This is a genomic window from Streptomyces sp. Y309 (assembly GCF_056712025.1).
The window spans coordinates 7,305,931-7,332,910 of the sequence record NZ_CM160048.1; the positions used below are offsets into that span (position 1 = coordinate 7,305,931).

General features: G+C 73.2%; 25 protein-coding genes. 17 read left to right on the forward strand and 8 right to left on the reverse strand.

What is annotated here, in order from left to right; all coding sequences use genetic code 11:
• The first annotated feature begins 189 nt into the window (after positions 1-189).
• From AC0KTA_RS30330 to AC0KTA_RS30370, 9 genes are all read left to right on the forward strand, one after another.
• Entirely contained in the window at positions 190-1,845 is a 1,656-nt protein-coding gene (locus tag AC0KTA_RS30330; protein ID WP_481051392.1) for a CTP synthase, read from the forward strand.
• A 136-nt stretch (positions 1,846-1,981) separates the two neighbouring features.
• Entirely contained in the window at positions 1,982-2,608 is a 627-nt protein-coding gene (locus AC0KTA_RS30335; RefSeq protein WP_481051393.1) for an NUDIX domain-containing protein, read from the forward strand.
• A gap of 299 nt (positions 2,609-2,907) precedes the next feature.
• Positions 2,908-4,863 carry a tetratricopeptide repeat protein gene (locus tag AC0KTA_RS30340; protein ID WP_481056617.1) on the forward strand — a complete coding sequence of 652 codons (1,956 nt, stop codon included), beginning with the start codon at positions 2,908-2,910 and terminating at the stop codon, positions 4,861-4,863.
• Between the two features lie 190 nt (positions 4,864-5,053).
• A complete protein-coding gene (gene ald / locus AC0KTA_RS30345; protein WP_481051394.1) occupies positions 5,054-6,178 on the forward strand; it encodes an alanine dehydrogenase in 1,125 nt (374 codons plus the stop codon).
• 357 nt (positions 6,179-6,535) lie between these two features.
• The gene (locus tag AC0KTA_RS30350) at positions 6,536-7,669 is read left to right on the forward strand and encodes a ParA family protein (protein ID WP_189734428.1); all 1,134 of its coding nucleotides are present in this window, start codon (positions 6,536-6,538) and stop codon (positions 7,667-7,669) included.
• On the forward strand, positions 7,654-8,265 hold the full coding sequence (locus tag AC0KTA_RS30355; protein WP_481051395.1) for a hypothetical protein: 612 nt from the start codon (positions 7,654-7,656) through the stop codon (positions 8,263-8,265). The genes AC0KTA_RS30350 and AC0KTA_RS30355 overlap by 16 nt, the downstream gene beginning before the upstream one ends.
• A 17-nt stretch (positions 8,266-8,282) precedes the next feature.
• On the forward strand, positions 8,283-9,446 hold the full coding sequence (locus AC0KTA_RS30360) for a segregation and condensation protein A (protein WP_481051396.1): 1,164 nt from the start codon (positions 8,283-8,285) through the stop codon (positions 9,444-9,446).
• Positions 9,447-9,508: 62 nt separating this feature from the next.
• On the forward strand, positions 9,509-10,129 hold the full coding sequence (gene scpB / locus AC0KTA_RS30365; protein ID WP_481056618.1) for an SMC-Scp complex subunit ScpB: 621 nt from the start codon (positions 9,509-9,511) through the stop codon (positions 10,127-10,129).
• A 12-nt stretch (positions 10,130-10,141) separates the two neighbouring features.
• A complete protein-coding gene (locus AC0KTA_RS30370) occupies positions 10,142-11,368 on the forward strand; it encodes a pseudouridine synthase (protein WP_481051397.1) in 1,227 nt (408 codons plus the stop codon).
• 19 nt (positions 11,369-11,387) lie between these two features.
• On the opposite strand, the gene AC0KTA_RS30375 is transcribed toward AC0KTA_RS30370, so the two are convergent.
• The 4 genes from AC0KTA_RS30375 to AC0KTA_RS30390 all read right to left on the reverse strand — a co-directional run bounded on the left by AC0KTA_RS30375 (position 11,388) and on the right by AC0KTA_RS30390 (position 14,007).
• The gene (locus AC0KTA_RS30375; protein ID WP_481051398.1) at positions 11,388-12,122 is read right to left on the reverse strand and encodes a nucleotidyltransferase domain-containing protein; all 735 of its coding nucleotides are present in this window, start codon (positions 12,120-12,122) and stop codon (positions 11,388-11,390) included.
• A 22-nt stretch (positions 12,123-12,144) separates the two neighbouring features.
• Positions 12,145-12,603: a Rieske (2Fe-2S) protein gene (locus tag AC0KTA_RS30380; protein ID WP_481056619.1), complete on the reverse strand. Its 459-nt coding sequence runs from the start codon at positions 12,601-12,603 to the stop codon at positions 12,145-12,147.
• Positions 12,604-12,659: 56 nt separating this feature from the next.
• The gene (locus AC0KTA_RS30385) at positions 12,660-13,253 is read right to left on the reverse strand and encodes a DUF6529 family protein (RefSeq protein ID WP_481051399.1); all 594 of its coding nucleotides are present in this window, start codon (positions 13,251-13,253) and stop codon (positions 12,660-12,662) included.
• Between the two features lie 67 nt (positions 13,254-13,320).
• Positions 13,321-14,007, reverse strand: a complete 687-nt coding sequence (locus AC0KTA_RS30390) for a hypothetical protein (protein ID WP_481051400.1) — start codon at positions 14,005-14,007, stop codon at positions 13,321-13,323.
• A 146-nt stretch (positions 14,008-14,153) separates the two neighbouring features.
• On the opposite strand from AC0KTA_RS30390, the gene AC0KTA_RS30395 reads away from it, so the two are divergent.
• From AC0KTA_RS30395 to der, 6 genes are all read left to right on the forward strand, one after another.
• Positions 14,154-14,642: a YidB family protein gene (locus tag AC0KTA_RS30395; RefSeq protein WP_481056620.1), complete on the forward strand. Its 489-nt coding sequence runs from the start codon at positions 14,154-14,156 to the stop codon at positions 14,640-14,642.
• Between the two features lie 145 nt (positions 14,643-14,787).
• Entirely contained in the window at positions 14,788-15,150 is a 363-nt protein-coding gene (gene aroH / locus AC0KTA_RS30400; protein WP_481051401.1) for a chorismate mutase, read from the forward strand.
• Positions 15,147-16,232 (forward strand): prephenate dehydrogenase, encoded by a 1,086-nt coding sequence (locus AC0KTA_RS30405; protein ID WP_481051402.1) that lies wholly within the window; start codon positions 15,147-15,149, stop codon positions 16,230-16,232. Before aroH ends, AC0KTA_RS30405 begins: the two co-directional genes overlap by 4 nt.
• Positions 16,233-16,443: 211 nt before the next feature.
• Positions 16,444-17,106, forward strand: a complete 663-nt coding sequence (cmk, locus tag AC0KTA_RS30410) for a (d)CMP kinase (protein ID WP_481056621.1) — start codon at positions 16,444-16,446, stop codon at positions 17,104-17,106.
• Positions 17,064-17,804: a lysophospholipid acyltransferase family protein gene (locus AC0KTA_RS30415; protein WP_481051403.1), complete on the forward strand. Its 741-nt coding sequence runs from the start codon at positions 17,064-17,066 to the stop codon at positions 17,802-17,804. The genes cmk and AC0KTA_RS30415 overlap by 43 nt, the downstream gene beginning before the upstream one ends.
• 167 nt (positions 17,805-17,971) lie before the next feature.
• Positions 17,972-19,471, forward strand: a complete 1,500-nt coding sequence (gene der / locus AC0KTA_RS30420; RefSeq protein WP_481051404.1) for a ribosome biogenesis GTPase Der — start codon at positions 17,972-17,974, stop codon at positions 19,469-19,471.
• Between the two features lie 108 nt (positions 19,472-19,579).
• On the opposite strand, the gene AC0KTA_RS30425 is transcribed toward der, so the two are convergent.
• Positions 19,580-19,939, reverse strand: a complete 360-nt coding sequence (locus AC0KTA_RS30425) for a hypothetical protein (RefSeq protein ID WP_481051405.1) — start codon at positions 19,937-19,939, stop codon at positions 19,580-19,582.
• Positions 19,940-20,187: 248 nt separating this feature from the next.
• Complete coding sequence (locus AC0KTA_RS30430; protein ID WP_481051406.1) at positions 20,188-20,985, reverse strand: hypothetical protein; 798 nt, start codon at positions 20,983-20,985, stop codon at positions 20,188-20,190.
• A gap of 485 nt (positions 20,986-21,470) precedes the next feature.
• On the opposite strand from AC0KTA_RS30430, the gene AC0KTA_RS30435 reads away from it, so the two are divergent.
• Together AC0KTA_RS30435 and AC0KTA_RS30440 are read left to right on the forward strand one after the other, a co-directional pair.
• A complete protein-coding gene (locus AC0KTA_RS30435; RefSeq protein WP_481051407.1) occupies positions 21,471-22,121 on the forward strand; it encodes a LysM peptidoglycan-binding domain-containing protein in 651 nt (216 codons plus the stop codon).
• Between the two features lie 305 nt (positions 22,122-22,426).
• A complete protein-coding gene (locus AC0KTA_RS30440) occupies positions 22,427-22,897 on the forward strand; it encodes a transglycosylase family protein (RefSeq protein WP_481051408.1) in 471 nt (156 codons plus the stop codon).
• A gap of 7 nt (positions 22,898-22,904) precedes the next feature.
• Here AC0KTA_RS30440 and AC0KTA_RS30445 read toward each other — a convergent pair whose 3' ends face one another.
• A complete protein-coding gene (locus tag AC0KTA_RS30445; RefSeq protein ID WP_481051409.1) occupies positions 22,905-23,585 on the reverse strand; it encodes an ABC transporter ATP-binding protein in 681 nt (226 codons plus the stop codon).
• Entirely contained in the window at positions 23,582-26,977 is a 3,396-nt protein-coding gene (locus tag AC0KTA_RS30450; protein WP_481051410.1) for an ABC transporter permease subunit, read from the reverse strand. Before AC0KTA_RS30450 ends, AC0KTA_RS30445 begins: the two co-directional genes overlap by 4 nt.
• Between the last annotated feature and the right edge of the window lie 3 nt (positions 26,978-26,980).

A 26,980-nucleotide genomic window follows, 5' to 3' on the forward strand; every position in this document is an offset into this window, starting at 1 on the left:
GAAAGCGCGTGTCAAGACGTGGCCGGAAGCAGCCCCCTCCTGTCGCTGATACCCTGGTAGCCCGTGAGCCGGTGGTCATCGAACCCCCGAACCGCAGCGACGGCACTTCCCTCCGAGCAGCAAACCCAGCCCGGAGCGGACGCCGGTACGCACCTTCAGACCGCGACGCACGGGAGCCCCCCCTTGGCCATGCCGCCCAAATCATCGACGACCAAGCACATCTTCGTCACCGGGGGTGTCGCCTCCTCCCTCGGCAAGGGCCTGACGGCCTCCAGCCTGGGTGCGCTCCTCAAGGCCCGGGGCCTGCGCGTCACGATGCAGAAGCTCGACCCGTACCTGAACGTCGACCCGGGCACGATGAACCCCTTCCAGCACGGCGAGGTGTTCGTCACCAACGACGGCGCCGAGACGGACCTCGACATCGGACACTACGAGCGGTTCCTCGACGTCGACTTGGACGGCTCCGCCAATGTCACTACAGGCCAGGTGTACTCGCAGGTCATCGCCAAGGAGCGGCGCGGTGAGTACTTGGGCGACACCGTGCAGGTCATCCCGCACATCACCAACGAGATCAAGCACCGCATCCGGCGGATGGCGACCGACGACGTCGACGTCGTCATCACCGAGGTCGGCGGCACCGTGGGCGACATCGAATCGCTGCCGTTCCTGGAGACCGTCCGCCAGGTCCGCCACGAGGTCGGCCGGGACAACGTCTTCGTGGTGCACATCTCGCTGCTGCCCTACATCGGCCCGTCCGGCGAGCTGAAGACCAAGCCGACCCAGCACTCGGTCGCCGCCCTGCGCAACATCGGTATCCAGCCGGACGCGATCGTGCTGCGCGCCGACCGCGACGTGCCGACCGCCATCAAGCGCAAGATCTCGCTGATGTGCGACGTCGACGAGGCCGCGGTCGTGGCCGCCATCGACGCCAAGTCGATCTACGACATCCCGAAGGTGCTGCACACCGAGGGCCTGGACGCCTACGTGGTCCGCAAGCTGGACCTGCCGTTCCGCGATGTGAACTGGACGCAGTGGGAGGACCTGCTCGACCGGGTCCACAACCCCGACCACGAGATCACGATCGCCCTCGTCGGCAAGTACATCGACCTGCCCGACGCCTATCTGTCGGTGACCGAGGCGCTGCGCGCCGGCGGCTTCGCCAACAAGGCCCGCGTCAAGATCAAGTGGGTCACCTCCGACGACTGCAAGACCCCGGCGGGCGCCGCCAAGCAGCTCGGCGACGTCGACGCGATCTGCATCCCCGGCGGCTTCGGCGACCGCGGCGTGTCCGGCAAGGTCGGCGCGATCCAGTACGCCCGCGAGAACAAGATCCCGCTGCTCGGCCTCTGCCTCGGCCTGCAGTGCATCGTGATCGAGGCGGCCCGCAACCTCGCGGACATCCCGGACGCCAACTCCACCGAGTTCGACGCCGCCACCTCCCACCCGGTCATCTCCACCATGGCCGAGCAACTCGACATCGTCGCGGGCGAGGGCGACATGGGCGGCACCATGCGGCTCGGCATGTACCCCGCCAAGCTCGCCGAGGGCTCCATCGTGCGCGAGGTGTACGACGGCAAGGAGTACGTCGAGGAGCGCCACCGCCACCGCTACGAGGTGAACAACGGCTACCGCGCGGAGCTGGAGAAGAAGGCCGGCATCCTCTTCTCCGGCACGTCGCCCGACGGCAAGCTCGTCGAGTACGTCGAGTACCCGCGCGAGGTGCACCCCTACCTGGTCGCGACCCAGGCCCACCCGGAGCTGCGCTCGCGCCCGACCCGCCCCCACCCGCTCTTCGCGGGCCTGGTCAAGGCCGCCGTGCAGCGCCAGCAGGCCGCCGGCAAGTAAGGGGCCGGGTGGCCGTCCCGTAGTGGCCCGGTAGCGGTCACGGGCCGGTCACACACGAGAGATACGGTTGCCGGGGTACGAGCCTTTCGAGGCGCGTGCCCCGGTTTCTGTTTGTGCGCGTGGGAGGACGGCCGACATGACGATCAAGGACACCGCCGAGGAGTGGCAGGTCACGACGAGCGACACCCCGTTCGTCGGGAACAAGACCTCGGTGCGCACCGACGACGTCGTCATGCCGGACGGGACAGTCGTCCGCCGCGATTACCAGGTCCACCCCGGCTCGGTCGCCGTCCTCGCGCTCGACGACGCGGGCCGCGTCCTCGTCATCCGCCAGTACCGCCACCCGGTGCGCCACAAGCTCTGGGAGATCCCGGCCGGCCTGCTCGACGTGCCCGGCGAGAACCCGCTGCACGCCGCCCAGCGCGAGCTGTACGAAGAAGCCCACGTCAAGGCCGAGGACTGGCGCGTGCTCACCGACGTGTACACCACGCCCGGCGGCTGCGACGAGGCCGTGCGCATCTTCCTGGCCCGGGACCTCGCCGAGGCCGAGGGCGAGCGCTTCGAGGTCTTCGAGGAGGAGTCCGACATGGAGCTCGCGCGCGTGCCGGTCGACGAACTGGTGCGCGGGGTGCTCGCGGGGGAACTGCACAACAACTGCCTTGTGGTGGGGGTGCTTTCCCTCGTCGCCGCGCTCCAGGGGGACGGCGTGGAGTCGCTGCGCCCGGCCGACGCGCCGTGGCCCGCACGGCCGTTCGAGGCCTGACGGGGCGGCTGCGGCGTAGCCCGTCCGGCCGCGTGCGGTCCGACGATCTCTTGATCCGATCGGGCGACTTGTGGGCCCCGTGCGGCCAGGAACGCGGCAGGGCCTGAACTAGGCTCTGAAAGCGTCCCGACCGGAGTCCCGGCGGGTTCGTGCGCAGGCGGACGGGAGCGTTACCCGTGACGGATCAGGCGGTCGACACGGACGGTTCGGTGACTGGCGCGCCATCGCCCACCAGCGCGGCGGCCACCAGTGCGGCGGCCACCGGGGACGGCGGCCGATTCGTGGGCCGCCACCGGGAGTTGAAGGAACTCCGCGCCGACATCGACCGCGCCGGCCTCGACACCCTCTCCGGCCGCAAGACACCCCGCGCCCGCGTGCTGCTCATCGCCGGACGCCCCGGCTCCGGCCGCACCGCGCTCGCCGAGGAACTCGCCCGGCAACTCGCCGACCCCTACCCCGACGGCGTGCTGCGCGCCCGCCTCACCGACCCCGACGGCATCCCCGTGCCCACCGAGCGCACCGCCCGCGAACTCCTCGACGCGCTCGGCGAGTCCGCGCCCGCCGGGGCGGACGAGGACGACCTGGCCGCGGCCCTGCGCACCGCGCTCGACGGCCGCCGCGCCCTGCTCCTCCTCGACGACGCGGCCACCGCGGAGCAGGTTGACCCGCTGCTCCCGGACACCCCCGACTGCCTGGTCGTGGCCGTGTCCGCGGGCCCGCTCACCGGCATCCCCGACGTCCGCCCGTGCACCCTGGGCGGCCTGGACACCAAGGCCGCGCTCGACCTGCTGGCCCGCAGCGCGGGGTCGGTGCGCATCACCGTCGACCCGCGCTCCGCGGAGAGCCTGGTCGAGGCGTGCGGCGGCAACCCGGCCGCGCTGGTCATCGCCGGCGGCTGGCTCGCCGCCCGGCCCAAGGCCGCCGTCGCCGATCTGGCCAAGCAGGTCCGCGACTGCCCCGAGGAGGGCGCGGCCGAATCCGAACTCGCCCGGGTGTTCCAGCACACCTACGCCGGGCTGCCCTCACCCTCCGCCCGGATACTGCGGCTGCTCGGCCTCGCCCCGGCCGGCCACGTCGACCCGCACACCGCGTCCGCGCTCGCGGGCTGCTCGGTGAACGGGGCGCGGGCCGCGCTCGACGACTTCGTCGCGCTCGGCCTGCTGCGGACCGTCGACTCGGCGCTGCCGCAGTACGAGGTGCCGGGCTGCCTCGTGCCGCTCCTGCGGGAGCTGACGCAGGATCAGGACCGGCCGGGGGAGGTGCAGTTGGCGCGGGCGCGGATGCTGGAGCGGACCGTGCGGCTGCTCCAGTCCTGCCGGGCCGTCACCGAGCCCGACGGCTCGGCGGCGCGCAAGAAGCTCGCCGGACTGCCTCGCGCCCTGCGCTTCCCGAACCCGCACGCCGCCGCCGAGTGGCTGCGGATCCGGCAGCCCGCGCTGCTCGCCGCGGCCCGGCTCGCGGTCGCGGACGGCGACCTGGACACCCTCGCCCGGCGCCTGATGGCGGCCCTGGCCCGCGCCCTGGTCGCGCACCGCGGCACCCGGGACGCGGCGCCCGAGCTGTACGGCATCCACCAGCTCGTCCTCGGCGTCGCCGAGCGCCGCGACCTGCCGCGCGAGAAGGCGGCGGCGCTGCTGAACCTCGCGGATCTGGACGCGCAGACGGGACGTACGCACGAGGCGCTGGCCCGCTACCGCGCGGCACTCGACTGCGGCCGGGCCGCCGGCGATCCGTACGCGACCGGCCGCGCGATGGAATCCGTAGGCGGTGCCTACCAGGAGCTGGGGGACTGGCAGCGGGCGGCCGACTGGTACGGCAGGGCCCTCGCCCAGCGCCTGGCCCGCGGCGAGCGCGCCGACGCCGCCCGGCTGCACGGCCGCATCGCCACCGCCCACACCTACGCGGGCCGCTACGGCGAGGCCCTGCGCAACTGGCGCTCGGCCGTCGCGGGCTTGCGCAAGACCGGCGACGTGGCGGGGCGGGCGCGGGCGCTGAGCGAGATGGCCCGCGTCCAGGAGTACGCGGGGCGCCCCGAGGAGTCGCTGCGCACCTGCCAGGAGGCCGCCGAGTGGGCGCGCGAGGCGGCGGACGTGCGGCTGCAGGCGGCGCTTCAGGTGCGGCTCGCGGACACCCTGGAGCGGCTGGGCGACGCGGCCGCCGCCGGGCTGCACCGGGCCGCGGCCGAGCGCATGCTGGGAGGGGAGTTCACCGAGGTCGCAGGGGCTGCGCCGACGCACCACGAGGGAGATCAATAGCGAGGTTGAGCTACCACCTCCACCTACGAAATCCGTAGTGCATCCGGCCAAGATTGAAGCTTTGAAAGGCTGGACAGCGAGAAATCCTTCATTAGACTGGCTCCGCCGCGTGCTTTCGTGGTGTCTTCCGATGCGCTCGCCTGCGTACCGGTATGTACTCCAATGCCCGAACCCCCCAGAGCCAAGGACCGTGATCGACGTGAAGGTCGGCATCCCCCGCGAGGTCAAGAACAACGAGTTCCGGGTGGCCATCACCCCCGCCGGCGTGCACGAGCTGGTGCGCCACGGCCACCAGGTCGTCATCGAGCACAATGCCGGTGTCGGCTCCTCGATCACGGACGACGAATTCGTCGCCGCCGGCGCCCGGATCCTGGAGACCGCCGACGAGGTGTGGGCCACGGCCGACCTGCTCCTGAAGGTCAAGGAGCCGATCGCCGAGGAGTACCACCGCCTCCGCAAGGACCAGACGCTCTTCACCTACCTGCACCTGGCCGCCTCCAAGGAGTGCACGGACGCGCTCCTGGAGTCCGGCACCACCGCCATCGCGTACGAGACGGTGGAGCTGCCCACCCGCGCGCTGCCGCTGCTCGCCCCGATGTCCGAGGTCGCGGGCCGGCTGGCCCCGCAGGTCGGCGCCTACCACCTGATGGCCGCCAACGGCGGCCGCGGCGTGCTGCCCGGCGGCGTCCCGGGCGTGGCCGCGGGCAAGGCCGTCGTCATCGGCGGCGGCGTCTCCGGCTGGAACGCCGCGCAGATCGCCATCGGCATGGGCTTCCACGTGACCCTGCTCGACCGCGACATCAACAAGCTCAAGGAAGCCGACAAGGTCTTCGGCACGAAGATCCAGACCGTCGTCTCCAACGCCTTCGAGCTGGAGAAGGCCTGCCTCGAGGCCGACCTCGTCATCGGCGCCGTGCTCATCCCGGGCGCCAAGGCCCCGAAGCTGGTCACCAACGAGCTGGTCTCGCGCATGAAGCCGGGAAGTGTTCTTGTCGACATCGCGATCGACCAGGGCGGCTGCTTCGAGGACTCGCGCCCGACCACGCACGCCGAGCCGACCTTCCCGGTCCACAACTCGGTCTTCTACTGCGTCGCCAACATGCCCGGCGCGGTGCCCAACACCTCGACGTACGCGCTGACCAACGCGACGCTGCCGTACATCGTCGAGCTCGCCAACCGCGGCTGGGCCGAGGCCCTGCGCCGCGACCCGGCGCTCGCCCTGGGTCTCAACACCCATGACGGCAAGGTCGTTTACAAGGAGGTCGCCGAGGCCCACGGCCTCGAGCACGTCGAGATCGAGTCGCTGCTCGGCTGACCCCGGTCAACGGGAGTCGTCAATCTCACGCCCGCGGCCGGACCTTGCGAGGGGTCCGGCCGCGGGCGGTTGGGCGTACACTCGCTCAACTCGCCTTGAACGTAAACATTTGGGCGATTCGTCCCCCAGGCAAACGCGGCGATGCGATGCAGTGCACCCTTGACATCGGGATGTTCCATTGCCGACACATCGGGCCGGGTCCGGCGGATTGTGTTGCTGCGGAGTGGTGACACGCCATAGAGTCGCCAACCGTCGGCATGGTGCCACGCTGACCTATCTAGAAATTTCCTGGTCACCAAGGAGGTAAGACGACTTGTGAATGAGTCGACATTTGCTCCCGGGGGTGGTCAACCAGGAATGTCTGGACGAGGCCAAGGCCCCGTCGGGCTCCAGGCTGTCGGCTCCGTCGCTGTCCGCACCTTCGAAGCCCGCCAGAGTCCGAAGCCGACACCGTCAGCACCCCAGAGCATGGATGGCCATCACGTGAACGCCATGGCCGGCGACCGGAGTGGCGAGAACACCACCCCCACCCCCCTCGCCGACTACGAGGAACTGCCCCAGGGTCACTTCTACGACCCCGACGCGGAGTACGAGCCCGATCCCGAGTACGCGGCCACGCTCGCGCCGGACGCTGCCCGCCAGCGCCGCGAGCGCATCGGCCCCACGGGACGCCCGCTGCCGTACTTCCCGATCCCGGGGCCGCTGACCGACCACGGCCCCGCGAAGATCATCGCGATGTGCAACCAGAAGGGCGGCGTCGGCAAGACCACGTCGACCATCAACCTGGGCGCGGCGCTCGCGGAGTACGGGCGCCGGGTGCTGCTCGTCGACTTCGACCCGCAGGGCGCGCTCTCGGTGGGCCTCGGTGTGAACCCGATGGAGCTCGACCTCACCGTCTACAACCTGCTCATGGAGCGGGGCATGTCGGCGGACGAGGTGCTGCTGAAGACCGCGGTCCCCAACATGGACCTGCTGCCCAGCAACATCGATCTCTCGGCCGCCGAAGTGCAGTTGGTCAGCGAGGTCGCGCGCGAGTCCACGCTCCAGCGCGCGCTCAAGCCGCTGATGGCCGACTACGACTACATCGTGATCGACTGTCAGCCCTCGCTCGGCCTGCTCACGGTCAACGCGCTCACGGCGGCCCACAAGGTGATCGTGCCCCTGGAGTGCGAGTTCTTCGCGCTGCGCGGTGTCGCGCTGCTGACCGAGACCATCGAGAAGGTCCAGGAGCGGCTCAACCCCGACCTGGAGCTCGACGGCATCCTCGCGACGATGTACGACTCGCGCACGGTGCACAGCCGCGAGGTCCTCGCGCGCGTGGTCGAGGCGTTCGACGACCACGTCTACCACACGGTCATCGGGCGCACCGTGCGCTTCCCGGAGACCACGGTCGCCGGTGAGCCGATCACGACGTACGCCTCCAACTCGGTGGGCGCGGCCGCCTATCGCCAGCTCGCCAGGGAGGTGCTCGCCCGGTGTCACGCCGAGTGAGTCTGCCGGGGGCCGACGAACTGTTCCGTACGACCGGGGGAATGGCGCTGCAGGCGTCGACGCCGCGGCGCCAGGCGAATGGCGAGGCGAGGGTGCCCGCACCCGCGGGCGAGAGCGACACGGCCGCTGAGGAGTCCCCCGCCGCCCCGCGGGGGGACGGCGAGGCCTCCGGGAACGCCGAACACACCGCGGCGGACGCGGAGTCCGGCGCGGGTTCGCGGAGCCGCTCCGCGTCCGGCACGGACGCCGAGAAGGGGGCCGGGCGGCGGGCGGCGCAGGAAGGTTCTGCCAGCTCCGCGTCGGCCGGCGGCAAGTCCGCGAACGCGTCCGGCAACACGCCCGCGCAGGCGCGGCGCCGGGCCCGTGCCGCCAACCGGCGGCCCAGCGGCCGCGAGCGGCACGACGAGAAGATCACCGTGTACGTCTCCGCCGAGGAGCTCATGGACCTCGAGCACGCGCGTCTCGTGCTGCGTGGCGAGCACGGGCTCGCGGTGGATCGTGGCCGCATCGTGCGGGAGGCGGTGGCCGTGGTGCTCGCCGACCTCGAATCGCGTGGGGACGCGAGCATTCTCGTACGACGGCTGCGTGGGCGGTAGCGGTAGCCTTCCCGCCGATGCCCCTGAACGACGATTCCGCACCGCCCGTCCGGCGCCGTGCTCTGGGGCGTGGCCCCGGAGCGGAGCCTTCTTCGGCCGAGGCCGGTTCTGATGCTGCGGACCGTGGCGGGTTGTGCCCACCCGTTCCGCCGTGCGGAACGCCTGCCCACAACCCGGGGGAACTGGAAGCGCCGGGGACGCCTGCCCACAACCCGGGGGAACTGGAAGCGCCGGGGACGCCTGCCCACAACCCGGGGGAACCGGGAGCGCCGGGGACGCCTGCCCACAACCCGGGGGAACCGGGAGCGTCGGGGACGCCTGCCCACAACCGCGGCGGCACTTCACAGGAGCCCTTGGCCGAGCCCGGTGACGGGCGGTTCACGGTTCGGCTTGTGAACTTTGAAGGGCCGTTCGATCTGCTGCTTCAGCTCATCTCGAAGCACAAGCTGGACGTCACCGAGGTCGCGCTCTCCAAGGTGACCGACGAGTTCATGGCGCACATCCGGGCCATGGGGCCGGACTGGGACCTGGACCAGACGACCGAGTTCCTCGTGGTCGCCGCCACCCTGCTCGACCTCAAGGCGGCGCGGCTGCTGCCCGCCGCCGAGGTCGAGGACGAGGCCGACCTCGCCCTGCTCGAAGCCCGTGACCTGCTGTTCGCGCGGCTGCTGCAGTACCGCGCGTACAAGCAGATCGCCGACATCTTCACCGCGCGGCTCGACGAGGAGGCGCGGCGCTATCCGCGGACGGTGGGCCTGGAGCCGCACCACGCCGAGCTGCTGCCGGAAGTCGTCATCAGCATCGGCCCCGAAGGGTTCGCCAAGCTCGCCGTGAAGGCGATGCTGCCCAAGCCCAAGCCTCAGGTGTACGTCGACCACATCCACGCGCCGCTGGTGAGCGTGCGCGAGCAGGCGGGCGTCGTCGTGGCGCGGCTCAAGGAGCGCGGCGAGGCCCGCTTCCGGGACCTGATCGAGGAACTGGGCCCCGACGACACCCTCACCGTCGTCGCCCGCTTCCTGGCGCTTCTGGAGCTGTACCGGGAGAAGGCCGTCGCCCTGGAGCAGGAGGAGGCCCTCGGCGACCTCCTGGTGCGCTGGACCGGCGGGGACAGCGACGCGGAGCCGACCGTGACCGACGAGTTCGACCGGGCGCCCGAGCCGGAGGAGGAGAAGAAGCCGTGAGCGCAGTGCCTGCGGAAACGGAAACGGAAACGGAAGACGGATCCGGGAGCCCCGCGGGCGACCTGGGGGCGGCCGTCGCCGGGCTCGACCTCAAGCCCGCCCTGGAGGCCGTCCTCATGGTCGTGGACGAGCCCGCCACCGAGGAACACCTGGCGAAGATCCTGCGGCGGCCGCGGCGGGCCGTCGCCGACGCGCTGCGGGAGCTCGCCGACGAGTACACCGTGCAGGGCCGGGGCTTCGAGCTGCGCCTGGTGGCGGGCGGCTGGCGGTACTACACGCGCCCCGCGTACGCGCCGGCCGTCGAGGGCTTCGTCCTGGACGGGCAGCACGCCCGGCTCACCCAGGCGGCTCTGGAGACGCTCGCCGTCGTCGCCTACCGCCAGCCGGTCAGCCGCTCGCGGGTCTCGGCGGTGCGCGGAGTGAACTGCGACGGGGTCATGCGCACCCTCCTGCAGCGGGGTCTGGTGGAGGAGGCGGGCGCGGAACCCGAAACAGGTGCGATCCTGTACAGGACGACGAACTATTTCCTGGAGCGGATGGGCCTGCGCGGCCTGGACGAGCTCCCCGAGCTCGCGCCCTTCCTCCCCGAGGCGGACGCGATCGAGGGCGAGACGCAGGAAGGGATCCCGTCGTTCGATCCGGACGCACCCGATGCGCCGGATGCCGAGGACGCAGACGACTAGACGGAACATTTGATGCGAAGCAGCAGCGGCAGGAACAGCAGCGGAAACAACGGCGGGAGCCGTGGTGGCAACAGCGGCGGCCGCGGCAGCAGCGGCGGCCGCGGAGGCGGCGGCCCCCGGAGCGGCGCCGGTGGCGGCGGCCGCGGGAGCGGCGCCAGTGGCGGCGGCCGCGGGAGCGGCGCCAGTGGCGGTGGCCGCGGAAGCTTCCGGGGTGCCGGCAGCAACCGCGACGACAAGCAGGGCAGCGGCCGCCCCAGCAAGCCCCGCCCCGAGGAGCGGCGCTACGACGTCGGCCCGGGCGGCACCCAGGACGGCCCGAAGTCGGGCCGCGGCGCCTCGGCGCGCGGCGGGGCCAAGGGCGGCCCCAAGCGCGGCCAGGACCAGCGCGGCACCGGGCGCGGCCGCCCGGCCCCCGCACGGTCCCGGGAGTACGAGACGCGGGCCGAGGAGCGCAACCGCGAGCGGTACGCGGGCCGGCCCAAGGTCAGCACGCCCAAGACCTTCCCCGGCGCCGAGCAGGAGGGTGAGCGGCTGCAGAAGGTCCTCGCCCGCGCGGGCTACGGCTCGCGGCGTGCCTGCGAGGAGCTGGTCGACGAGGCCCGCGTCGAGGTCAACGGCGAGATCGTCATGGAGCAGGGCCTGCGCGTCGACCCCGAGAAGGACGAGATCAAGGTCGACGGCCTGACCGTGGCCACGCAGTCGTACCAGTTCTTCGCCCTGAACAAGCCCGCCGGTGTCGTCTCCACCATGGAGGACAACGAAGGGCGGCAGTGCCTCGGCGACTACACGAACAACCGCGAGACGCGGCTGTTCCACGTGGGGCGGCTCGACACCGAGACCGAGGGCGTCATCCTGCTCACCAACCACGGCGAGCTGGCGCACCGCCTGACCCACCCCAAGTACGGCGTGAAGAAGGTCTACCTCGCGCACATCGTCGGCCCGATCCCGCGTGACCTGGGCAAGCAGCTCAAGGACGGCATCCAGCTCGAGGACGGGTACGCCCGCGCGGACCACTTCCGCGTCGTCGAGCAGACCGGCAAGAACTACCTGGTCGAGGTGACCCTGCACGAGGGCCGCAAGCACATCGTGCGCCGCATGCTCGCCGAGGCCGGGTTCCCCGTCGACAAGCTGGTGCGCGTCGCCTTCGGCCCGATCACGCTGGGCGACCAGAAGTCGGGCTGGCTGCGCCGCCTTTCCAACACCGAGGTCGGCATGCTGATGAAGGAAGTCGACCTGTAGGACTCACGGGTACGGCGGCTCAGCGTCCCAGCGCCGAGTCCCGCCGCACCCGGAACACGAAGTCCGCCACGCGGCGGCGGTCCGGCTCCGGCGGCAGCGGAGTGCGGGCCGCCGCCGCGTCGGCTTCCGCCGCGAGCCGCGTCATCCAGGACTCCACCTCGGCCCACGGCACCTCGCCGCGCCTGACCGCGAGCAGCGGCTCGCGCATCTCGCCGACGTCGATCGTCAGCTCGCCGGTGCGCAGCAGATCGCGGCACGACATCAGCAGGCGCAGCAGGTGCATGGCGTGCTTCCAGCGCGGGGCGCCGTGGCGGCGTACGTCCGCGTCCAGCTTCTTGCGCTGGCCGAAGGCGTAGCGCGCGAAGGTCTCGTGGGCCTGGCGGGACAGGAAGGCGCCGCGGAGCGCGAGCAGTTCACGGCCGGTGTCGGTGAGGTGCTCGACGAGCGGGGAGTGCAGGCACTCCAGGATGTTCGGGTTGGCGCGCAGGGCCAGCTCGCAGAAGCGCTCCAGCTCCCAGCTGAACTGCTCGTCGGCCGGTCCCTCCACATGCGTCGGCGGCTTCTCGAAGTGCCAGAACAGCGGGGTCGGCGCGAGGAAGACGCCACGGCGGTCGGTGTCGCTGTCGTCGGTGGCCAGACCGAAGGCCCGCGAACCCATGACGCAGGCGTAGATCGTGTGGTCGCGCACCAGGTCCAGGGGGTCGAGGGTGTCCTGGGGATCGACGGTGTGCTGCGGGCCCGGCGGTGTGTCCATGGCCGGGAGCGTACGGCGTTCCTCAGCCGAGCCTGATCGAATTTCCGCGCACGTCGATGGCCCGCGGCGGCAGCGGGCGTCGAGCCGGGCCGCCCGCGACCGCCCCGTCCGCGACCCGGAACCGGCTGCCGTGGCACGGGCAGTTGATGGTGCCGCCGTCGACCTCGCGCACCGCGCAGCCCTGGTGTGTGCACACCGCCGAGAAGGCCTTGAACTCGCCCTCGGCGGGCTGCGTCACGACGACCTTCTCGGCGCCGAAGACCTTGCCGCCGCCGACCGGGATGTCGCCGGTCTTCGCCAGCTCCGGCCCGGCGGGCGGCCGTTCGCCGCTCGCACCAGGCGAGGCGGGCGAGGCGGAGCCGTCCGGGCCGCTGGGCGGCTCCGAGTCCGCGCCCCCGTCGCCGTACTCCGCGCACCCGGCCGCCGCGGCGGCGCCCAGCGCACCGGCCACGAGCGCCGTACGCCGCGTGGGGCGCCCCACGGGCCGCCCGCCGCCCGCGTCCTGGCCCCGGCCACCTCCGCCCCCGCCCTGGCCGCTCACGTCGTCACCCCGAACGTACGGAAGAACCACAGCGCCGACGTCAGCCACACCACCGTGAGCACCGCGAAGACGAGCCCGCCCACCACCGGGAGCAGCCCGCCGGGCAGCCGTTCCGAGCGGAGCAGCAGCATCTTGGCGCTGAACGCCCCGAAGAAGAAGCAGCCGAGGAACGAGTGCCACAGCACGCGCGCCGAGTACGTCTGGTAGCCGAGGGCGTAGAGGCAGTGCACCGCGACCGGCACCGCCACCAGGAACGCGATCCGGCCCGACCAGCGGTGCAGCGCCGCCGACCAGGACGGCCCCGGCAGCCTGCCGTACACCATGAGGGCCGAGACGACCTGGAGCAGCGCGAAGCCGAGCGCCGTCGTGCCGAGCCAGGACTTGACGGCACCGGTGCTGCTGAAGCCCGCCAGGTTGAAGGCGGTGCCCGCAGGGTCGTGGACCTGTCCGTACGCCCCGAGGCCCACCGCGATGGCGGCCGCGACCAGGGCGGGCACCAGGTAGCGGGCGGGGTGCGGGCGGCGCGGGCCGCCCGCGTGCGGCGGCACGGGGAAACCGCCCTGGGTGGGGGCGTTCGGGTCGACGCTCATGGGGCCTCCCGGTTCGGGGGCGGGCGGGTGCGGGCCGGGGTGCTCGGGGCACGGCCGGCGGGGGTGCTCAGGGCACGACCGGGCGTGCGGTGAGGCGGCCGCCGTCGTCCAGGACGACGGTGCCGGTGTCCGGGTCGAGCCGGGGGGCCTTCGTGGGCTCGCCGTCGCGGTTGAGGATGCCGACCTGGCTGCCGTCGGGCTGGACGATCCAGCCGCCGTCGAGCCGCTCGCCCCGCGCCTCGACGGTCGCGCGGTACACCCCGGACGGCTTCTCGGCTTTCGGTGCGGTGAAGGCCCATGACTTCTTGCGGATCTCGACGGTGCCGCGGACCTCGCCGTGGTCCGGCGCGAGTCGGCCGTCGAGCTTCGCGCCGTGCTTGCCGGTCAGGCGCATCGACCCGTCGTCCTCGACGTCGCCCTTCAGCCAGGACTCCGTGGCGCGGCCGTCGCAGAAGTACGCGACCGCCTCGCCGTCACGGAGGGTGATGGCGACCGAGGCCGAGTCGTCGTCCGTACGGCCCGTGTAGCGCCCGTCGGACGGGGGCTTCTTCGTGGGCGGGGGAGAGGGCGTGCCGGTGGGGCTCGGGCGGTCCGCGGGGGCGCTCGCGGTGGGCGATGCCGTCGGCTCGGCCGTGCCGGACGAGGAGTCCGAGTACGACGAACTGCCCGTCCCCGTCGTCTCGTTGACCGACAGCATGAACAGGGCCAGCACCAGCCCCGCGAACAGCGTGAACAAGGGTCCTGAGCGCTTCATGCGTGCCCCCCGAGGCGCGTGGCCTGCCTCTCCATGCAAGCCGACCCGCACCTTGGCGTCCAGGGGCGCACGGAGGCTGTGCGCCCGTGGTGCGGCGGGCCTCGCGCCGGTTGCTCCGAGTGGCGGGGTGCGTCGCTCCGGGTGACATTGGCAGGGTCCGGGGCCCTTGCCGGCGAAGGCGGGGCCCGGCCACTGAACCGAAAGGCAGCGGGACCATGGCGGGTAACGATCTGGGCGGTCTTCTGGGCGGACTCCTCGGCGGGGGCGGACAGCAGGGCGGGAGTGGATCCGGAGGCGGTGGCGCCCTCCTCGGCGCCCTGCTCGGCGCGCTGATGAACAAGAGCGGCGGCAGCAACCCGCTCGGCGGGCTCCTGGACGGGCTGACCAAGGCCGGTCTCACCGACCAGGCCCAGTCGTGGGTGAGCACCGGCGAGAACAAGCCGGTGACCGGCGAGCAGGTGCGGCAGGCGGTGCCCGACGACACGCTCCAGCAGGTCGCCAAGGACGCCGGGGTCTCGCCCGAGCAGGCCGCGGACACGATTGCCCAGGAGCTGCCGAGCGCTGTCGACAAGTTGACGCCGAACGGCCAGTTGCCGGCGTCACTGGATGACATCATCCGCCAGCAGCAGCTCTGACGCGGGTGTGTGGTGTGCGGCGGCCGTCTTGCCAGGCGGGCGCCGCACACGTGTGTCGGAGGCGCTGACTACCCTTGCCGTACGGCACGACAGACCACGAGAGCGCGACCAGCACGGCAAGCGCACACGAGCGAGGAGCAGCACGGTGGCGGTACGAGCGGTGCGGGGCGCCGTCCAACTGGAGCGGGACACGGCCGACCACATGAGCGAGCAGGTCCGTGAGCTGCTCACGACCGTCCTCGAACGCAACGGGCTCACCGCCGACGACCTGATCTCCATCTGGTTCACGGCGACCCCCGACCTGCACAGCGACTTCCCGGCCGCCGCCGCGCGCGGCCTCGGCCTCGCCGACGTACCGCTGATCTGCGCGCAGGAGCTGGACATCGAGGGCGCCATGCCGCGTGTCGTGCGGCTGCTCGCCCACATCGAGTCGGACCGCGCCCGGTCCGAGATCTCCCACGTCTACCTCGGCGCGGCCGCCGCCCTTCGCAAGGACATCGCCCAGTGAGAACCGCCCTCGTCATCGGCACCGGCCTGATCGGCACCTCGGCCGCGCAGGCCCTCGCGCGCCGCGGCGTCACCGTCCACCTCGCCGACCACGACCAGGAGCAGGCGCGCACCGCGGCCGCGCTCGGGGCGGGCACGAGCGAGGCGCCGGGCGGGCCCGTCGACCTGTGCGTGGTCGCGGTGCCGCCGGCGCACGTCGCCGCCACGCTCGCCGACGCGATGCGGCGCGGGGTCGCGCGCGGCTACCTCGACGTGGCCAGCGTCAAGGGCGGGCCGCGGCGCGAGCTCGAGTCCCTCGGGCTCGACCTCACGGCGTACATCGGTACGCACCCGATGTCCGGCCGCGAGCGGAGCGGACCGCTCGCGGCCTCGGCGGACCTCTTCGAGGGGCGGCCCTGGGTGCTCACCCCGACGCGGGACACCGACACCGAGGTCCTCAACCTCGCGCTCGAACTGGTCGCGCTGTGCCGGGCGGTGCCCGTCGTCATGGACGCCGACGCCCACGACCGGGCGGTCGCGCTCGTCTCGCACATGCCGCACCTCGTCTCCAGCATGGTCGCGGCCCGCCTGGAGAACGCCGAGGAGACGGCGGTACGGCTCTGTGGCCAGGGCATCCGTGACGTGACCCGCATCGCGGCGTCCGACCCGCGGATGTGGATCGACATCCTCTCCGCGAACCCCGGCCCGGTGGCCGACCTGCTCGCGGAGGTCGCCGCCGACCTGGACGAGGCGGTCACCGCGCTGCGCGGCCTGCAGTCCGCCGACGAGGCCAAGCGGCTTGACGGGGCCGCGGGCGTCGAGGGCGTGCTGCGGCGGGGCAACGCCGGGCAGGCCCGGGTGCCCGGCAAGCACGGCACCGGGCCCACCGCGTACGAGATCGTGGCCGTGCTCATCAGCGACCAGCCCGGCCAGCTCGCCCGCATCTTCGCCGACGCGGAGCACGCCGGGGTCAACGTCGAGGACGTCCGCATCGAGCACGCCACCGGCCAGCAGGCGGGCCTCGTCCAGCTCATGGTCGAGCCGCAGGCCGCGCCCGTGCTCGCGGCGGCGCTGCGGGACCGCGGGTGGTCCCTGCGGCAGTGAGCGGGCGGTCCCCGCGGCGGTGAGCGGGTGCTCCCCGCCGCGGTGAGCGGGGCTGGGAAGGGCCCCGCCGAGGGGCCGCAAGAGGGAACGCCGGGAGCCAGTAACCTTGTGCGAGGCGCCGAAACGGCGCCCACCCCGTCCCCCGCACCGAGAAAGGTGTCCGCTCCCCGTGGAATCCGTGGAAAACACCGCCGCCGCAGGCCCGGCTCCCGTGATCGTCGCCATCGACGGGCCGTCCGGCACGGGGAAGTCCAGCACGTCCAAGGCCGTCGCGGCCCAGCTCGGCCTGAGCTACCTGGACACCGGCGCCCAGTACCGGGCGATCACGTGGTGGATGGTGCACAACGGCATCGACCTCACGGACCCCTCCGCGATCGCCGCCGCGGCGGGCAAGCCGGAGATCGTCTCGGGCACGGACCCGTCCGCCCCGACGATCACCGTGGACGGCACGGACGTCGCGGCCCCGATCCGCACGGCCGAGGTCACGTCCAAAGTGAGCGCGGTCAGCGCGGTCCCCGAGGTGCGCGCCCGGATCACCGAGCTGCAGCGCTCCATCGCGCGCGGCGCGCAGGACGGCATCGTCGTCGAGGGCCGTGACATCGGCACCACGGTGCTGCCCGACGCCGACCTCAAGATCTTCCTGACGGCGTCCCCGGAGGCCCGCGCCGCCCGCCGCTCCGGCGAGCTGAAGGGCGTCGACGTCGCCACCACCCGCGAGGCCCTCATCAAGCGGGACGCCGCCGACTCCAGCCGCAAGACCTCCCCGCTGGCCAAGGCCGGCGACGCGGTCGAGGTGGACACCACCGAGCTCACGCTGCAGCAGGTCATCGAGTGCGTCGTCACGCTCGTCGAGGAGAAGCGGGCCGGAAAGTGAGCCAGGTTCCCGGTGAGCGCGGGGCGGCCTCCGCGCGCGCGGATTCGGCCGAGCGCGGAGCTCCCTCCGAGCGTGGCGCCGACGTCGGCCGCCGCATCGGGGTGGGCCTCATGTACGGCCTGTGGAAGCCGCGCGTCCTGGGCGCCTGGCGGGTCCCCGCGGCCGGCCCGGTGATCCTCGCCGTGAACCACTCGCACAACGTCGACGGCCCCATGGTCATGGGTGTGGCGCCCCGGCCGACGCACTTCCTGATCAAGAAGGAAGCATTCGTCGGGCCGCTCGGCCCGTTCCTGCGGGGCATCGGCCAGCTCCAGGTCGACCGCTCGACGGCCGACCGCACGGCGATCACGGACGCGCTGGCCGTGCTGCGCGAGGGCGGCGTCCTCGGGATCTTCCCGGAGGGCACCCGGGGCGACGGCGACTTCGCGTCGCTGCGTGCGGGCCTCGCGTACTTCGCGGTGCGCTCCGGGGCGCCGATCGTCCCCGTGGCCGTACTGGGCAGCACGGAGCGGAACGGCCGGCTGATACGGCAGCTGCCGCCGCTGCGCAGCCGCGTGGACGTCGTCTTCGGAGACCCCTTCGAGGCGGGCGACGGAAGCGGGCGGCGTACGCGCAAGGCGCTCGACGAGGCCACCGTGCGCATCCAGGAGCGGCTCACCGCCCACCTGGAAAACGCCAGGCGCCTGACCGGGCGCTGAGTAACACTTCTACTCAGGCGCACCGCGCGGCGTCCGTTCCGGTCACCCTGGCCGACCTGCTTGTCCGGCTGGGGGTCCGGGGGTTATCCCCCGGGAGAATGCAGCAGTAGTGGCCCCCCGTGGGGCGGGCCACCGATCACCACGATGAACGACGAGGTACGGACTTCATGAACGACCACATCCAGCCCGAGGGCGAGGGCTCGGCCGAGCACGCCGAGCACGACCACGGTGCGCTTGGCGATGCCGAGTACGCGGAGTTCATGGAGCTCGCCGCCGTAGAGGGCTTCGACATCGAGGACGTCGAAGGCGCCATCGAGGCGGCCGGGCACGGCCCGCTGCCGGTGCTCGCCGTCGTCGGCCGCCCCAATGTCGGCAAGTCGACGCTCGTGAACCGCGTCATCGGCCGCCGCGAGGCCGTCGTCGAGGACAAACCGGGCGTCACCCGCGACCGCGTCACCTATGAGGCCGAGTGGGCGGGCCGCCGCTTCAAGGTCGTCGACACCGGCGGCTGGGAGCAGGACGTCCTCGGCATCGACGCGTCCGTGGCCGCCCAGGCGGAGTACGCGATCGAGGCGGCGGACGCCGTCGTGTTCGTGGTGGACGCCACGGTCGGCGCGACGGACACCGACGAGGCCGTCGTCCGGCTCCTGCGCAAGGCGGGCAAGCCCGTCGTGCTGTGCGCCAACAAGGTCGACGGCCCCTCCGCCGAGGCGGACGCGGCGACGCTGTGGTCCCTCGGCCTCGGCGAGCCGCACCCGGTCTCCGCGCTGCACGGCCGCGGCACCGGCGACATGCTGGACGCCGTCCTGGAGGCGCTGCCCGAGGCGCCCGCGCAGACCTTCGGCACGGCCATCGGCGGCCCGCGCCGCATCGCCCTCATCGGCCGCCCGAACGTCGGCAAGTCGTCCCTGCTCAACAAGGTGGCGAACGAAGAGCGCGTCGTCGTCAACGAACTGGCGGGCACGACCCGCGACCCGGTCGACGAGCTGATCGAACTCGGCGGCGTCACCTGGAAGTTCGTCGACACGGCGGGCATCCGCAAGCGCGTCCACCTGCAGCAGGGCGCCGACTACTACGCCTCGCTGCGCACCGCCGCCGCCGTCGAGAAGGCGGAGGTCGCGGTCATCCTGATCGACGCCAGCGAGTCGATCAGCGTGCAGGACCAGCGCATCGTCACGATGGCGGTGGAGGCGGGCCGCGCCGTCGTCCTCGCGTACAACAAGTGGGACACCCTCGACGAGGAGCGCCGCTACTACCTGGAGCGTGAGATCGAGACGGAGCTCGCGCAGGTCGCCTGGGCGCCGCGGGTGAATGTCTCGGCGCGCACGGGCCGGCACATGGAGAAGCTGGTTCCGGCGATCGAGACGGCCCTGGCGGGCTGGGAGACGCGCGTGCCGACGGGCCGCCTGAACGCCTTCCTCGGCGAGCTGGTCGCCGCGCATCCGCACCCGGTCCGCGGCGGCAAGCAGCCGCGCATCCTCTTCGGCACGCAGGCGGGCACGAAGCCGCCGCGGTTCGTGCTGTTCGCCTCGGGCTTCATCGAGCACGGCTACCGCCGCTTCGTGGAGCGCAGGCTCCGCGAGGAGTTCGGCTTCGAGGGCACCCCGATCCACATCTCGGTGCGGGTGCGCGAGAAGCGCGGCCAGAAGAACCAGAAGAAGAAGTAGCGACGGCTCCGGGGCGGATCGGCCCCGCGTGTGCGAACGTGACGATGCCCGGCCTTCCACGGGGAAGGCCGGGCATCGGCATATGGGGGAGCGCCGCGGTGCCCGCGGTCAGCGCTCGCGGCGCGGGCCCGGCGGGAGCGCGGCCGGGAAGAGCCGGCCGTAGCCGGTGTGGTCGGCCTGGGCCGGCTGGCCGTAGCGGGCGATGTGGAAGGCGTTGTGCCGCGGGTCGTGGTGCGGCTCGTGGTGCGCGTCGTGCCGGGGCGGGTGGCGGGGGTCGTGTCGCGCGTCGTGCTGTCCGGTGCCGTGCTGCCCGCCGTGCGACCTGCTGCCGAAGGCGTCGAACCGCAGGTCCTCCTCGCCGCTCCGGTCGCCGGGCAGGGCGCGGAACGCCCTCAGATACTCCGAATACAGCGCGTCGTAGATCGGCGTGGCCGAGGGGGCGCCCGAGGCGTCCTGCGCGGTGCGCATGGACGGGATGGGGCTCTGGTACGGCCGGTGGGGTGAGGCGTCATATGCGTGCACGTCTGGGCCAACGACACCGAAGCCGGACGGATGCGGGAAAATCGCCGCATTCGCCTGGTAGGCGGCACCGCTGCCGGGCTGCCGTCCATTGCGGCCGGGCCGCCGTCCGTGGCCGCCGGGCTGTCGTCCGTGGCTGCCGGGCTGCCGTCCGCGCCGCCGGATGCCGGTCGCGCACCCGGCGGCGCGGACGGCGCTCACGTGCCGGCCAACGGCATGCCGCAGGCGACCAGTTGGCCGCGCGCGGCGGCCCGGTCCAGGGCGTCGCGCAGCAGGTCCTCGCGGGGCTGGCGGCCGATGGCGCCCGCGGGGGCCGCGAACAGGAGCACCGACTGCGTCTTGTTGGCCGCGGCCCGCCAGCCCTCGGTGACCTGGAGCGGCTGGTGCGCCTGCCACCAGGCGACCTGCGGGCCGCCGCCGGTGCCGGGCTGCAGGATGGCGTGCAGCTGGCCCATGGCGAGCAGCACCGACCAGCCGTGCACCGTCGGCGGCACGCCGTCCAGGGACGTCACGGGCAGGAAGCCCTGCTCGATCAGGAGCGGCAGGAATTCGTCGCCGCCGCCGGGCGCGGCACCGGGGCGGGCGATCGGTCCGGTCGGTTCGACGACCAGCGCGGGCCGCAGCTCGCCCTCGATGAGGACGAGGCCGCTGGTGACGCCGAGCACGGCCTGCTCGGGCGCGCTCCGGGAGCCGCCGGGGCCCGGGGCGCCCTCGTCGGCGGAGCCGGTGATCGCGCGGACGGCGCCCTGGAGCTGCTCCTCGGCGACCTCGACGATCTGGGACGGCAGGCAGGCGGCATGGGCGAAGGCGAGCACGGCGGTCTCGTCGCCGACGAACAGGACCGTGCTGGTGCGCTCGCGCTCCGAGTCGCCCGGGGTGCGACAGGAGGTGCAGTCGTAGGCGCCCGGGGCGTTCTCCCCGGCGAGCAGGCGGTCCGCTTCTTCATCGCCGATCTCGGCGCGTACCTCGTCGCTGAGGTCGAGCATGCGCGGCACGGGTGGCTCCTCGGAATCGATGCGTGGGGTGTCCGGGTGGTGCCCGGCTCATAAAGGAGACAACGGGCGATCAGTGGCGCAAGTCACGCACGCGGGCGAACGGAATTGAACTATCCGAAGCAGAGCGTGAGTTGTAGGGCGGAATCTGTCACTCCGCGCCAACTGGTGCCCACTGCAAGGAAGTTGGACCGGTGAAGTGAGTCACAGATCAATTGGGTGATGGGCTCGTAAATGCGGAAATCGGGGAATTAAGTGGGTGTCCGAAACTCGACGATACCCCAGGTAACAGTCAACTGGCCTGGAATGACAAGGACCTGGTTGATATCGGGGCGAGCGGGCTCATAGATTCCACCGCCGTGTGCAGCGAGCACCGCTCGGGTACGTCCGCTGCTGTTCGGCGGGCGGGGCTCGGCGGGACCCCGGCGTCGGAAGCGCGTGGGGCCCGCGGAGTCAGGGGGAGCCCGGGTTCGTGGAGAGGGAAATTCATGTCCGTTCGTCCCCAGTACATTCGCAGGGCTGCAGTGCTCGGTTCGGCCGCGATCCTCGCGCCGCTTGCACTGCTCGCCGCGAGCGGCCAGGCCGCCGCGGACAGCGGAGTGTGGGACCGGATCGCCCGCTGCGAGAGCGGCGGGAACTGGCAGATCAACACAGGGAACGGCTACTACGGAGGACTGCAGTTCTCCGCCGGGACCTGGCGGGCGTACGGCGGCACGGCCTATGCGCCGACCGCCGACCAGGCGTCCAAGGCACAGCAGATCGCCGTCGCGGCGAAGGTGCAGCGCGCCCAGGGATGGGGTGCCTGGCCGTCCTGCTCGGCACGGGCAGGCGCGCAGGGCACCGCTCCCGGCGCGGCCGCTCCAGAGCGGCCCGCCGCCCCGAAGCAGGCGGCGCCCCGGCAGGCCGCCCCGAAGGCGGCTCCGGAGCAGCCCGCTCCGCAGTACCGCGTGCCCGCCCGGAGTGACCGGGGCACGCGCGGGGAGACGGGTTCGGGCGGCTACACCGTCCGGTCCGGTGACACGCTCAGCCGCATCGCGGCGGTGCACGGCACCAGCTGGCAGCAGATCTTCGCGGCCAACCGGGCTGTCATCGGCGGTGACCCGGACGTGATCGTGCCCGGGCAGCGGCTCGTGCTCTGACGGTCCCGTCGTGGTGGCCCCGCCCCGTCGTCCGACCGGGTGGGGCCGCCTCGGCGGCGGCGCGGCAGGCTCTGGCCTGCCGGGGTGGTGCCTAGCGTGGCCCGATGCATTCGACGCACCCGAAGCATTCGACGCAGCCGATGCGCCCGACGCGGCCGATGGATTCGACGCGGCCGACGCGTCCGAAGTCGTGTACGCGTCTTCGTCCTCGGTCCGGGGCTCTGCTCGCCGCGGCGGCCTTCTCGCTCCTGGCGCCGTCGGCCGCCGCGGCGGCGGAGCGCCCGCCGCCGCTGCCGGGTGCGGAGATGACCAGGTATACGTACGACTGCTCCCGCGCCGAAGGGCCCTGGGCCTGTCTGGCCCAGTGCGAGAGCAGCGGCCGCTGGGACAGCAACACTGGGAACAACTTCTACGGCGGGCTGCAGTTCCACCAGCCCACCTGGGTGGAGTTCGGCGGGCTCGCCTACGCCCCGCGCGCGGACCTCGCCACCCGTGAGGAGCAGATCCTGGTGGCCCAGAAGGTGCTGCGCAAGCAGGGCTGGAAGGCCTGGCCCGGCTGCTCCAAGAAGGTCAAGGACGCGGACCTCGACGGCGACGCGCTGCTGCCGGTGCGGATCACGCACGTCGTCCAGCGCGGCGAGACCCTCAGCTCGATCGCCCGCCGCCACCAGCTCAAGGGCGGCTGGCAGGCCCTCTACCAGGCCAACCGGAAGACGGTCGGCCCGCTTCCCGACCGGCTCACGCCCGGCACGGTGCTGGTGGTCCCCGCGGAGTGACACCCTCTTACCCCGGTGAGGCGGTGTGACCTCCCGGCGGCAGCTCCGCCGCCTCCCCGGCGAAGGCGACCTCGCCGCGGCGCAGTTCGTACACCACCTCCGCCCGGCCCCCGCGCTCGCGCAGTCCGGGCGGCAGCCGCTGTTCGGCGACGACCACGCACGCGTTCAGGCCCGTCAGGAGGTCGTACGTACGGGACGCCACCGTCGGGGACATGCCCTGGGCGGGCTCGTCGACCAGGACCACGCGCGCGCGTGCCAGCAGGGCGCGGGAGAGCGCCAGCATGCGCTGCTCGCCGCCCGACAGTGTGCCCGCGCGGCGGCCGAGCAGCGGGCGCAGTTCGGGGTACGCGTCCAGGGCGGGGGCGAAGTCGCCCTTGGCGTGCGCCAGTTCCAGGTTCTCGCGGACGGTGAGCGTGCCGAAGACGGCCCTTCGGTCCGGCACGAAGCACAGTCCGCGGCGGGCGCGTTCGTGTGCGGGCAGCCGGGTGACGTCGGTGCCGTCCCAGACGACGGCGCCCCCGGACAGCGGGACGGTGCCGGCCAGGGCGCGCAGCACGGTGGTGCGGCCGGAGCCGTTGCGGCCGAGCAGGACCGTCAGGCCGGGGGAGGGTGCGGCGAGGGTCACGCCGTGCAGGGCTTCCAGGGGGCCGTAGCGGACGCGGGCCGCCCGTAGCTCCAGGGGGCTCATCGGGTGCCGCCGCCTTCGGTGTGCGGGCCTTCGGTGTGCGGGCCCTCCAGGACCTGGTCGGCCGGGCCCGAGGCGACGACGCGGCCCGCCGTCATCACGTACACCGAGTCGGCGAGGCCCGCCACCAGGTCCAGGTCGTGCTCCACCACCAGCAGGGCCGTGCCGTCCGCCGCGAGCGCGTGCAGGATCCGGGCGAGGGCGGCCACTTCGGCGGTGTCCAGGCCCGCCGCGGGCTCGTCCAGGAGCAGGACGTGCGGGTCGCCCGCCAGCGCGCGGGCCAGCTCGACCCGTCGCAGGGTACCGGTGGGCAGGTCCGCGGCGGGGTGGTCGCGCACGGGGGTGAGCTCGAACAGGCGCAGCGCCCGGTCCAGGGCCGCCGGGTCGCGCACCCGGCCCTGTTCCGCGCCCACTCGTACGTTCTCGGCGACGGTCAGTGTCGGGAACACGGCGAGTTCCTGGAACGTGCGGGCCACGCCCACCCGGGTGCGGGCGTGCGCCGGAAGCCGCGTGATGTCCCGCCCCGCGAACGTGACCCGCCCCCGGTCCGGCCGCACCGTCCCGGCCAGACAGTGGAACAGGCTGCTCTTTCCTGCCCCGTTGGGCCCGACCACGGCGGTGATGCGGCCGGGGGGCACCACGAGGGACACGTCCCGCAGGGCGGTGAACCCGCCGTACGAGAGCCACAGGCCGCGGGCCTCAAGCACGGGCTCCTCCGCCCCGGCCTCCGGGCCCTGTCGCTGCCTGCTCCCGCCACCGCTCACGCCGGTCGTGCCGGTGCCGTCGGCCGGGGGCTGCTCTTGGGGCGGGAGCCGCCCTGCGGCACGACTGCCCACAGCGGGAGCGGGTCGTCCGTTCCCTGCCTCCGGGCCCTCTCGCTGCCCGCTGTCGTCGGGATGGCTGCTGTCGCCGCCGCTTGCGCCGGTGCTGTCGGCCGGGGGCTGTTCTTGGGGCGGGAGTCGCTCTGCGGCACGGTTGCCCACAGCGGGGGCGGGTTCGTTCCCTGCCTCCGGGCCCTCGCGCTGCTTGCTGTCGCCACCGCCACTGCTTGCGCCGGTCGTGCCGGTGCCGTCGGCCGGGGGCTGCTCTTGGGGCGGGAGCCGCTCTGCGGCACGACTGCCTACAGCGGGAGCGGGTTCGGTACCTGCCTCCCGGCCTCCGCGCTGCCCGCTGCCGCTGCCAGCGCCACCGCCGCCGTCATCGCCGACGCGACCGTCACCGTCGTCGACGCCACTGCCGCCGCGGCAGCCGCCGTCGCCGCGACCGCTGCCGCCACTACCAGGGCCGTCATCACCGGCGCTGCTGCCGCGACCGTCACCGTTATCACGGCCGTTGCCGCCGCTGCCGCCGTGACCGCCGCCGGTGTCACCACTGCTGCCGTGGCCGCCAACGTCATCGCTGCGGCTGCCACCGCCGCTGCCTCCGTTGGTGGCGCCGCCGCTGCCGCCCCCGCCGCCGGCGTCCCCGCCCCCGCCGCTGTGGGCAGTCGTGCCGCAGGGCGGCACCCGCCCCAAGAGCAGCCCCCGGCCGACGGTGCCCGTCAGGTCGGCGCCGGCCAGAGCCGTCCGGGCCCGTACCCCGGCAGGGGTGAGTCGTGGGTGCCTTCGAAGGTGGTGTGTCGCTGCGCGCAGTGCCTCGTAGGGGCCGCCCGGGAAGCGGCCGATCAGGATGGCGAGGATGCCGATGACCGCCGCCGCGACCCCGCCTCGCGTACCCGCGTCGAGGCCGACAAGCAACGCCCCCGCGAGCAGCGCGCCGAGCAGGCTGTCGGCTCCGAGGACGACGACGGCCGCGAACCACAGCAGCCCCCGCACGGGGTCGTACGCCCCGGGGTCGAAGGCGCGCAGCCCCATGCCGAGCATGCCGCCCCCGAGCGCGGCCAGCGCCGCCCCGATGACGAATGCGGCGAGCTTCAGCGTGCGCACGGGCACCCCGGCCGCCGCGGCCCCCGCCTCGTGATCCCGCATCGCGGCGAGCGCACGCCCCGTACGCCCCCGCCGCAGCGCGGCCACGAGCAGCAGGGCGCCGCCGAGCAGGACCAGTTCGAGCAGGTAGTACGCGCGGTCCCCGCCGAAGCCCGCGGGCCGGCCGAGGGAGAGGCCCGACGTGGCGTACGGCTGCGCGAACACGAAGCGGCTGACGCCGACCCCGACGGCGAAGGTCGCGAGGGCGAGCGCCAGGCCGTGCCTGCTGATCGCGGGCCAGCCGGTGAGCAGCCCGAGCGGGGCGACGAGCAGCACGGCCACGGCGAGGGCGGGCAGCGCGGGCAGTTCGGGCAGGCCCGGGAAGCGTCCGTTCGTGAGCAGCGCCGTGAACAGAGCGCCGAGGCCCGCGTACGCGGCCTGGCCGAGGGAGATCTGCCCGCCCCGGCCGGTGACCACCACCAGGGAGAGGAGGATGACGCCGAGCGCGGGCACCTGGACGGACGTGGTGAGGTCCGAACCGGCGAGGCCGAGAGGGAGGAGGAAGAGGACGACGGCCACTATCCACGCCCCCGGCGGCGTCGGCACGCGGGCCGTCGCGGTGCGCGGCAGCGCGTCCCCCTTGCCGATGCCCGGAAGCACGAGCGCCGCGATCAGCAGCGCCACCACGAACAGGTTCGCGCCGACGGCCTGGAGCAGCGGCTCGCGCCAGCCCGCGGGGTGCAGCCGGGTGAGCTGGCTCTGGGCCACGCCGACGCCGAGCGCCACGACGACGGCCACCGGCAGATTCCGCATCCGGGCGGCCACGGCGACGGCCACCACCTCCATGACGAGCAGCGGCATGCCGTACGGATCGAGACGTACGTACGGAGCGAGCAGCACGCCGGTCAGTCCCGCCGTGAACGAGCCGAACGCCCAGCCCGCCGCCGCCACCCGGTCCGCGTCGATCCCGGCGAGCACCGCGAGGCGGCGGTCGTCGACCACCGCGCGCAGTTCACCGCCGAAGCGGGTGAAGCGCGTGACGGCCCACACGGCGAACGCGAGCACCACGGCGGCCGCCAACTGCCCCCAGGGGTCCGCCGACACGAGCGTCGGCACATCGGCGCGGGCGCCCTGCCCCCACAGCAGCGCCGCCCCGCCGACCAGGAGCACGAACACCCCGATCGACGCGACCAGCGTCTGGGCCGGGTCGCCGCCGAGCACGGCGAGCGGCCGGAAGACGGCGCGTTCGAGGACCAGGCCGATCGCGGGCGCCACGACGAGGAGGGTGACCGCCGCGGCGAGCCAGAGCGGCCAGTCCCACTCGACGGTGAACTGCCGCAGCAGATAGGCACACAGCATCGCGATGGCGCCGTGCGCGAAGTTGAGGACGCCCGTCGCGCGGTAGGTGACGATCAGGCCGATTCCGGTGAGGGCGGCGGCGCTGCCGACGGAGAGCCCGGCCAGCGTGAGGTCGTAGCTCAGGGAGGCCACCGG

Bases quoted from the DNA above. Each gene is read 5' to 3' on its own strand.
- AC0KTA_RS30330 (WP_481051392.1), top strand. From the start codon at position 190: ATGCCGCCCAAATCATCGACGACCAAGCACATCTTCGTCACCGGGGGT.
- AC0KTA_RS30335 (WP_481051393.1), top strand. From the start codon at position 1,982: ATGACGATCAAGGACACCGCCGAGGAGTGGCAGGTCACGACGAGCGAC.
- AC0KTA_RS30350 (WP_189734428.1), top strand. From the start codon at position 6,536: ATGTCTGGACGAGGCCAAGGCCCCGTCGGGCTCCAGGCTGTCGGCTCC.
- AC0KTA_RS30360 (WP_481051396.1), top strand. From the start codon at position 8,283: ATGCCCCTGAACGACGATTCCGCACCGCCCGTCCGGCGCCGTGCTCTG.
- AC0KTA_RS30370 (WP_481051397.1), top strand. From the start codon at position 10,142: ATGCGAAGCAGCAGCGGCAGGAACAGCAGCGGAAACAACGGCGGGAGC.
- AC0KTA_RS30375 (WP_481051398.1), bottom strand. From the start codon at position 12,122: ATGGACACACCGCCGGGCCCGCAGCACACCGTCGATCCCCAGGACACC.
- AC0KTA_RS30385 (WP_481051399.1), bottom strand. From the start codon at position 13,253: ATGAGCGTCGACCCGAACGCCCCCACCCAGGGCGGTTTCCCCGTGCCG.
- AC0KTA_RS30390 (WP_481051400.1), bottom strand. From the start codon at position 14,007: ATGAAGCGCTCAGGACCCTTGTTCACGCTGTTCGCGGGGCTGGTGCTG.
- der (WP_481051404.1), top strand. From the start codon at position 17,972: ATGAACGACCACATCCAGCCCGAGGGCGAGGGCTCGGCCGAGCACGCC.
- AC0KTA_RS30425 (WP_481051405.1), bottom strand. From the start codon at position 19,939: ATGCGCACCGCGCAGGACGCCTCGGGCGCCCCCTCGGCCACGCCGATC.
- AC0KTA_RS30435 (WP_481051407.1), top strand. From the start codon at position 21,471: ATGTCCGTTCGTCCCCAGTACATTCGCAGGGCTGCAGTGCTCGGTTCG.
- AC0KTA_RS30440 (WP_481051408.1), top strand. From the start codon at position 22,427: ATGACCAGGTATACGTACGACTGCTCCCGCGCCGAAGGGCCCTGGGCC.
- AC0KTA_RS30445 (WP_481051409.1), bottom strand. From the start codon at position 23,585: ATGAGCCCCCTGGAGCTACGGGCGGCCCGCGTCCGCTACGGCCCCCTG.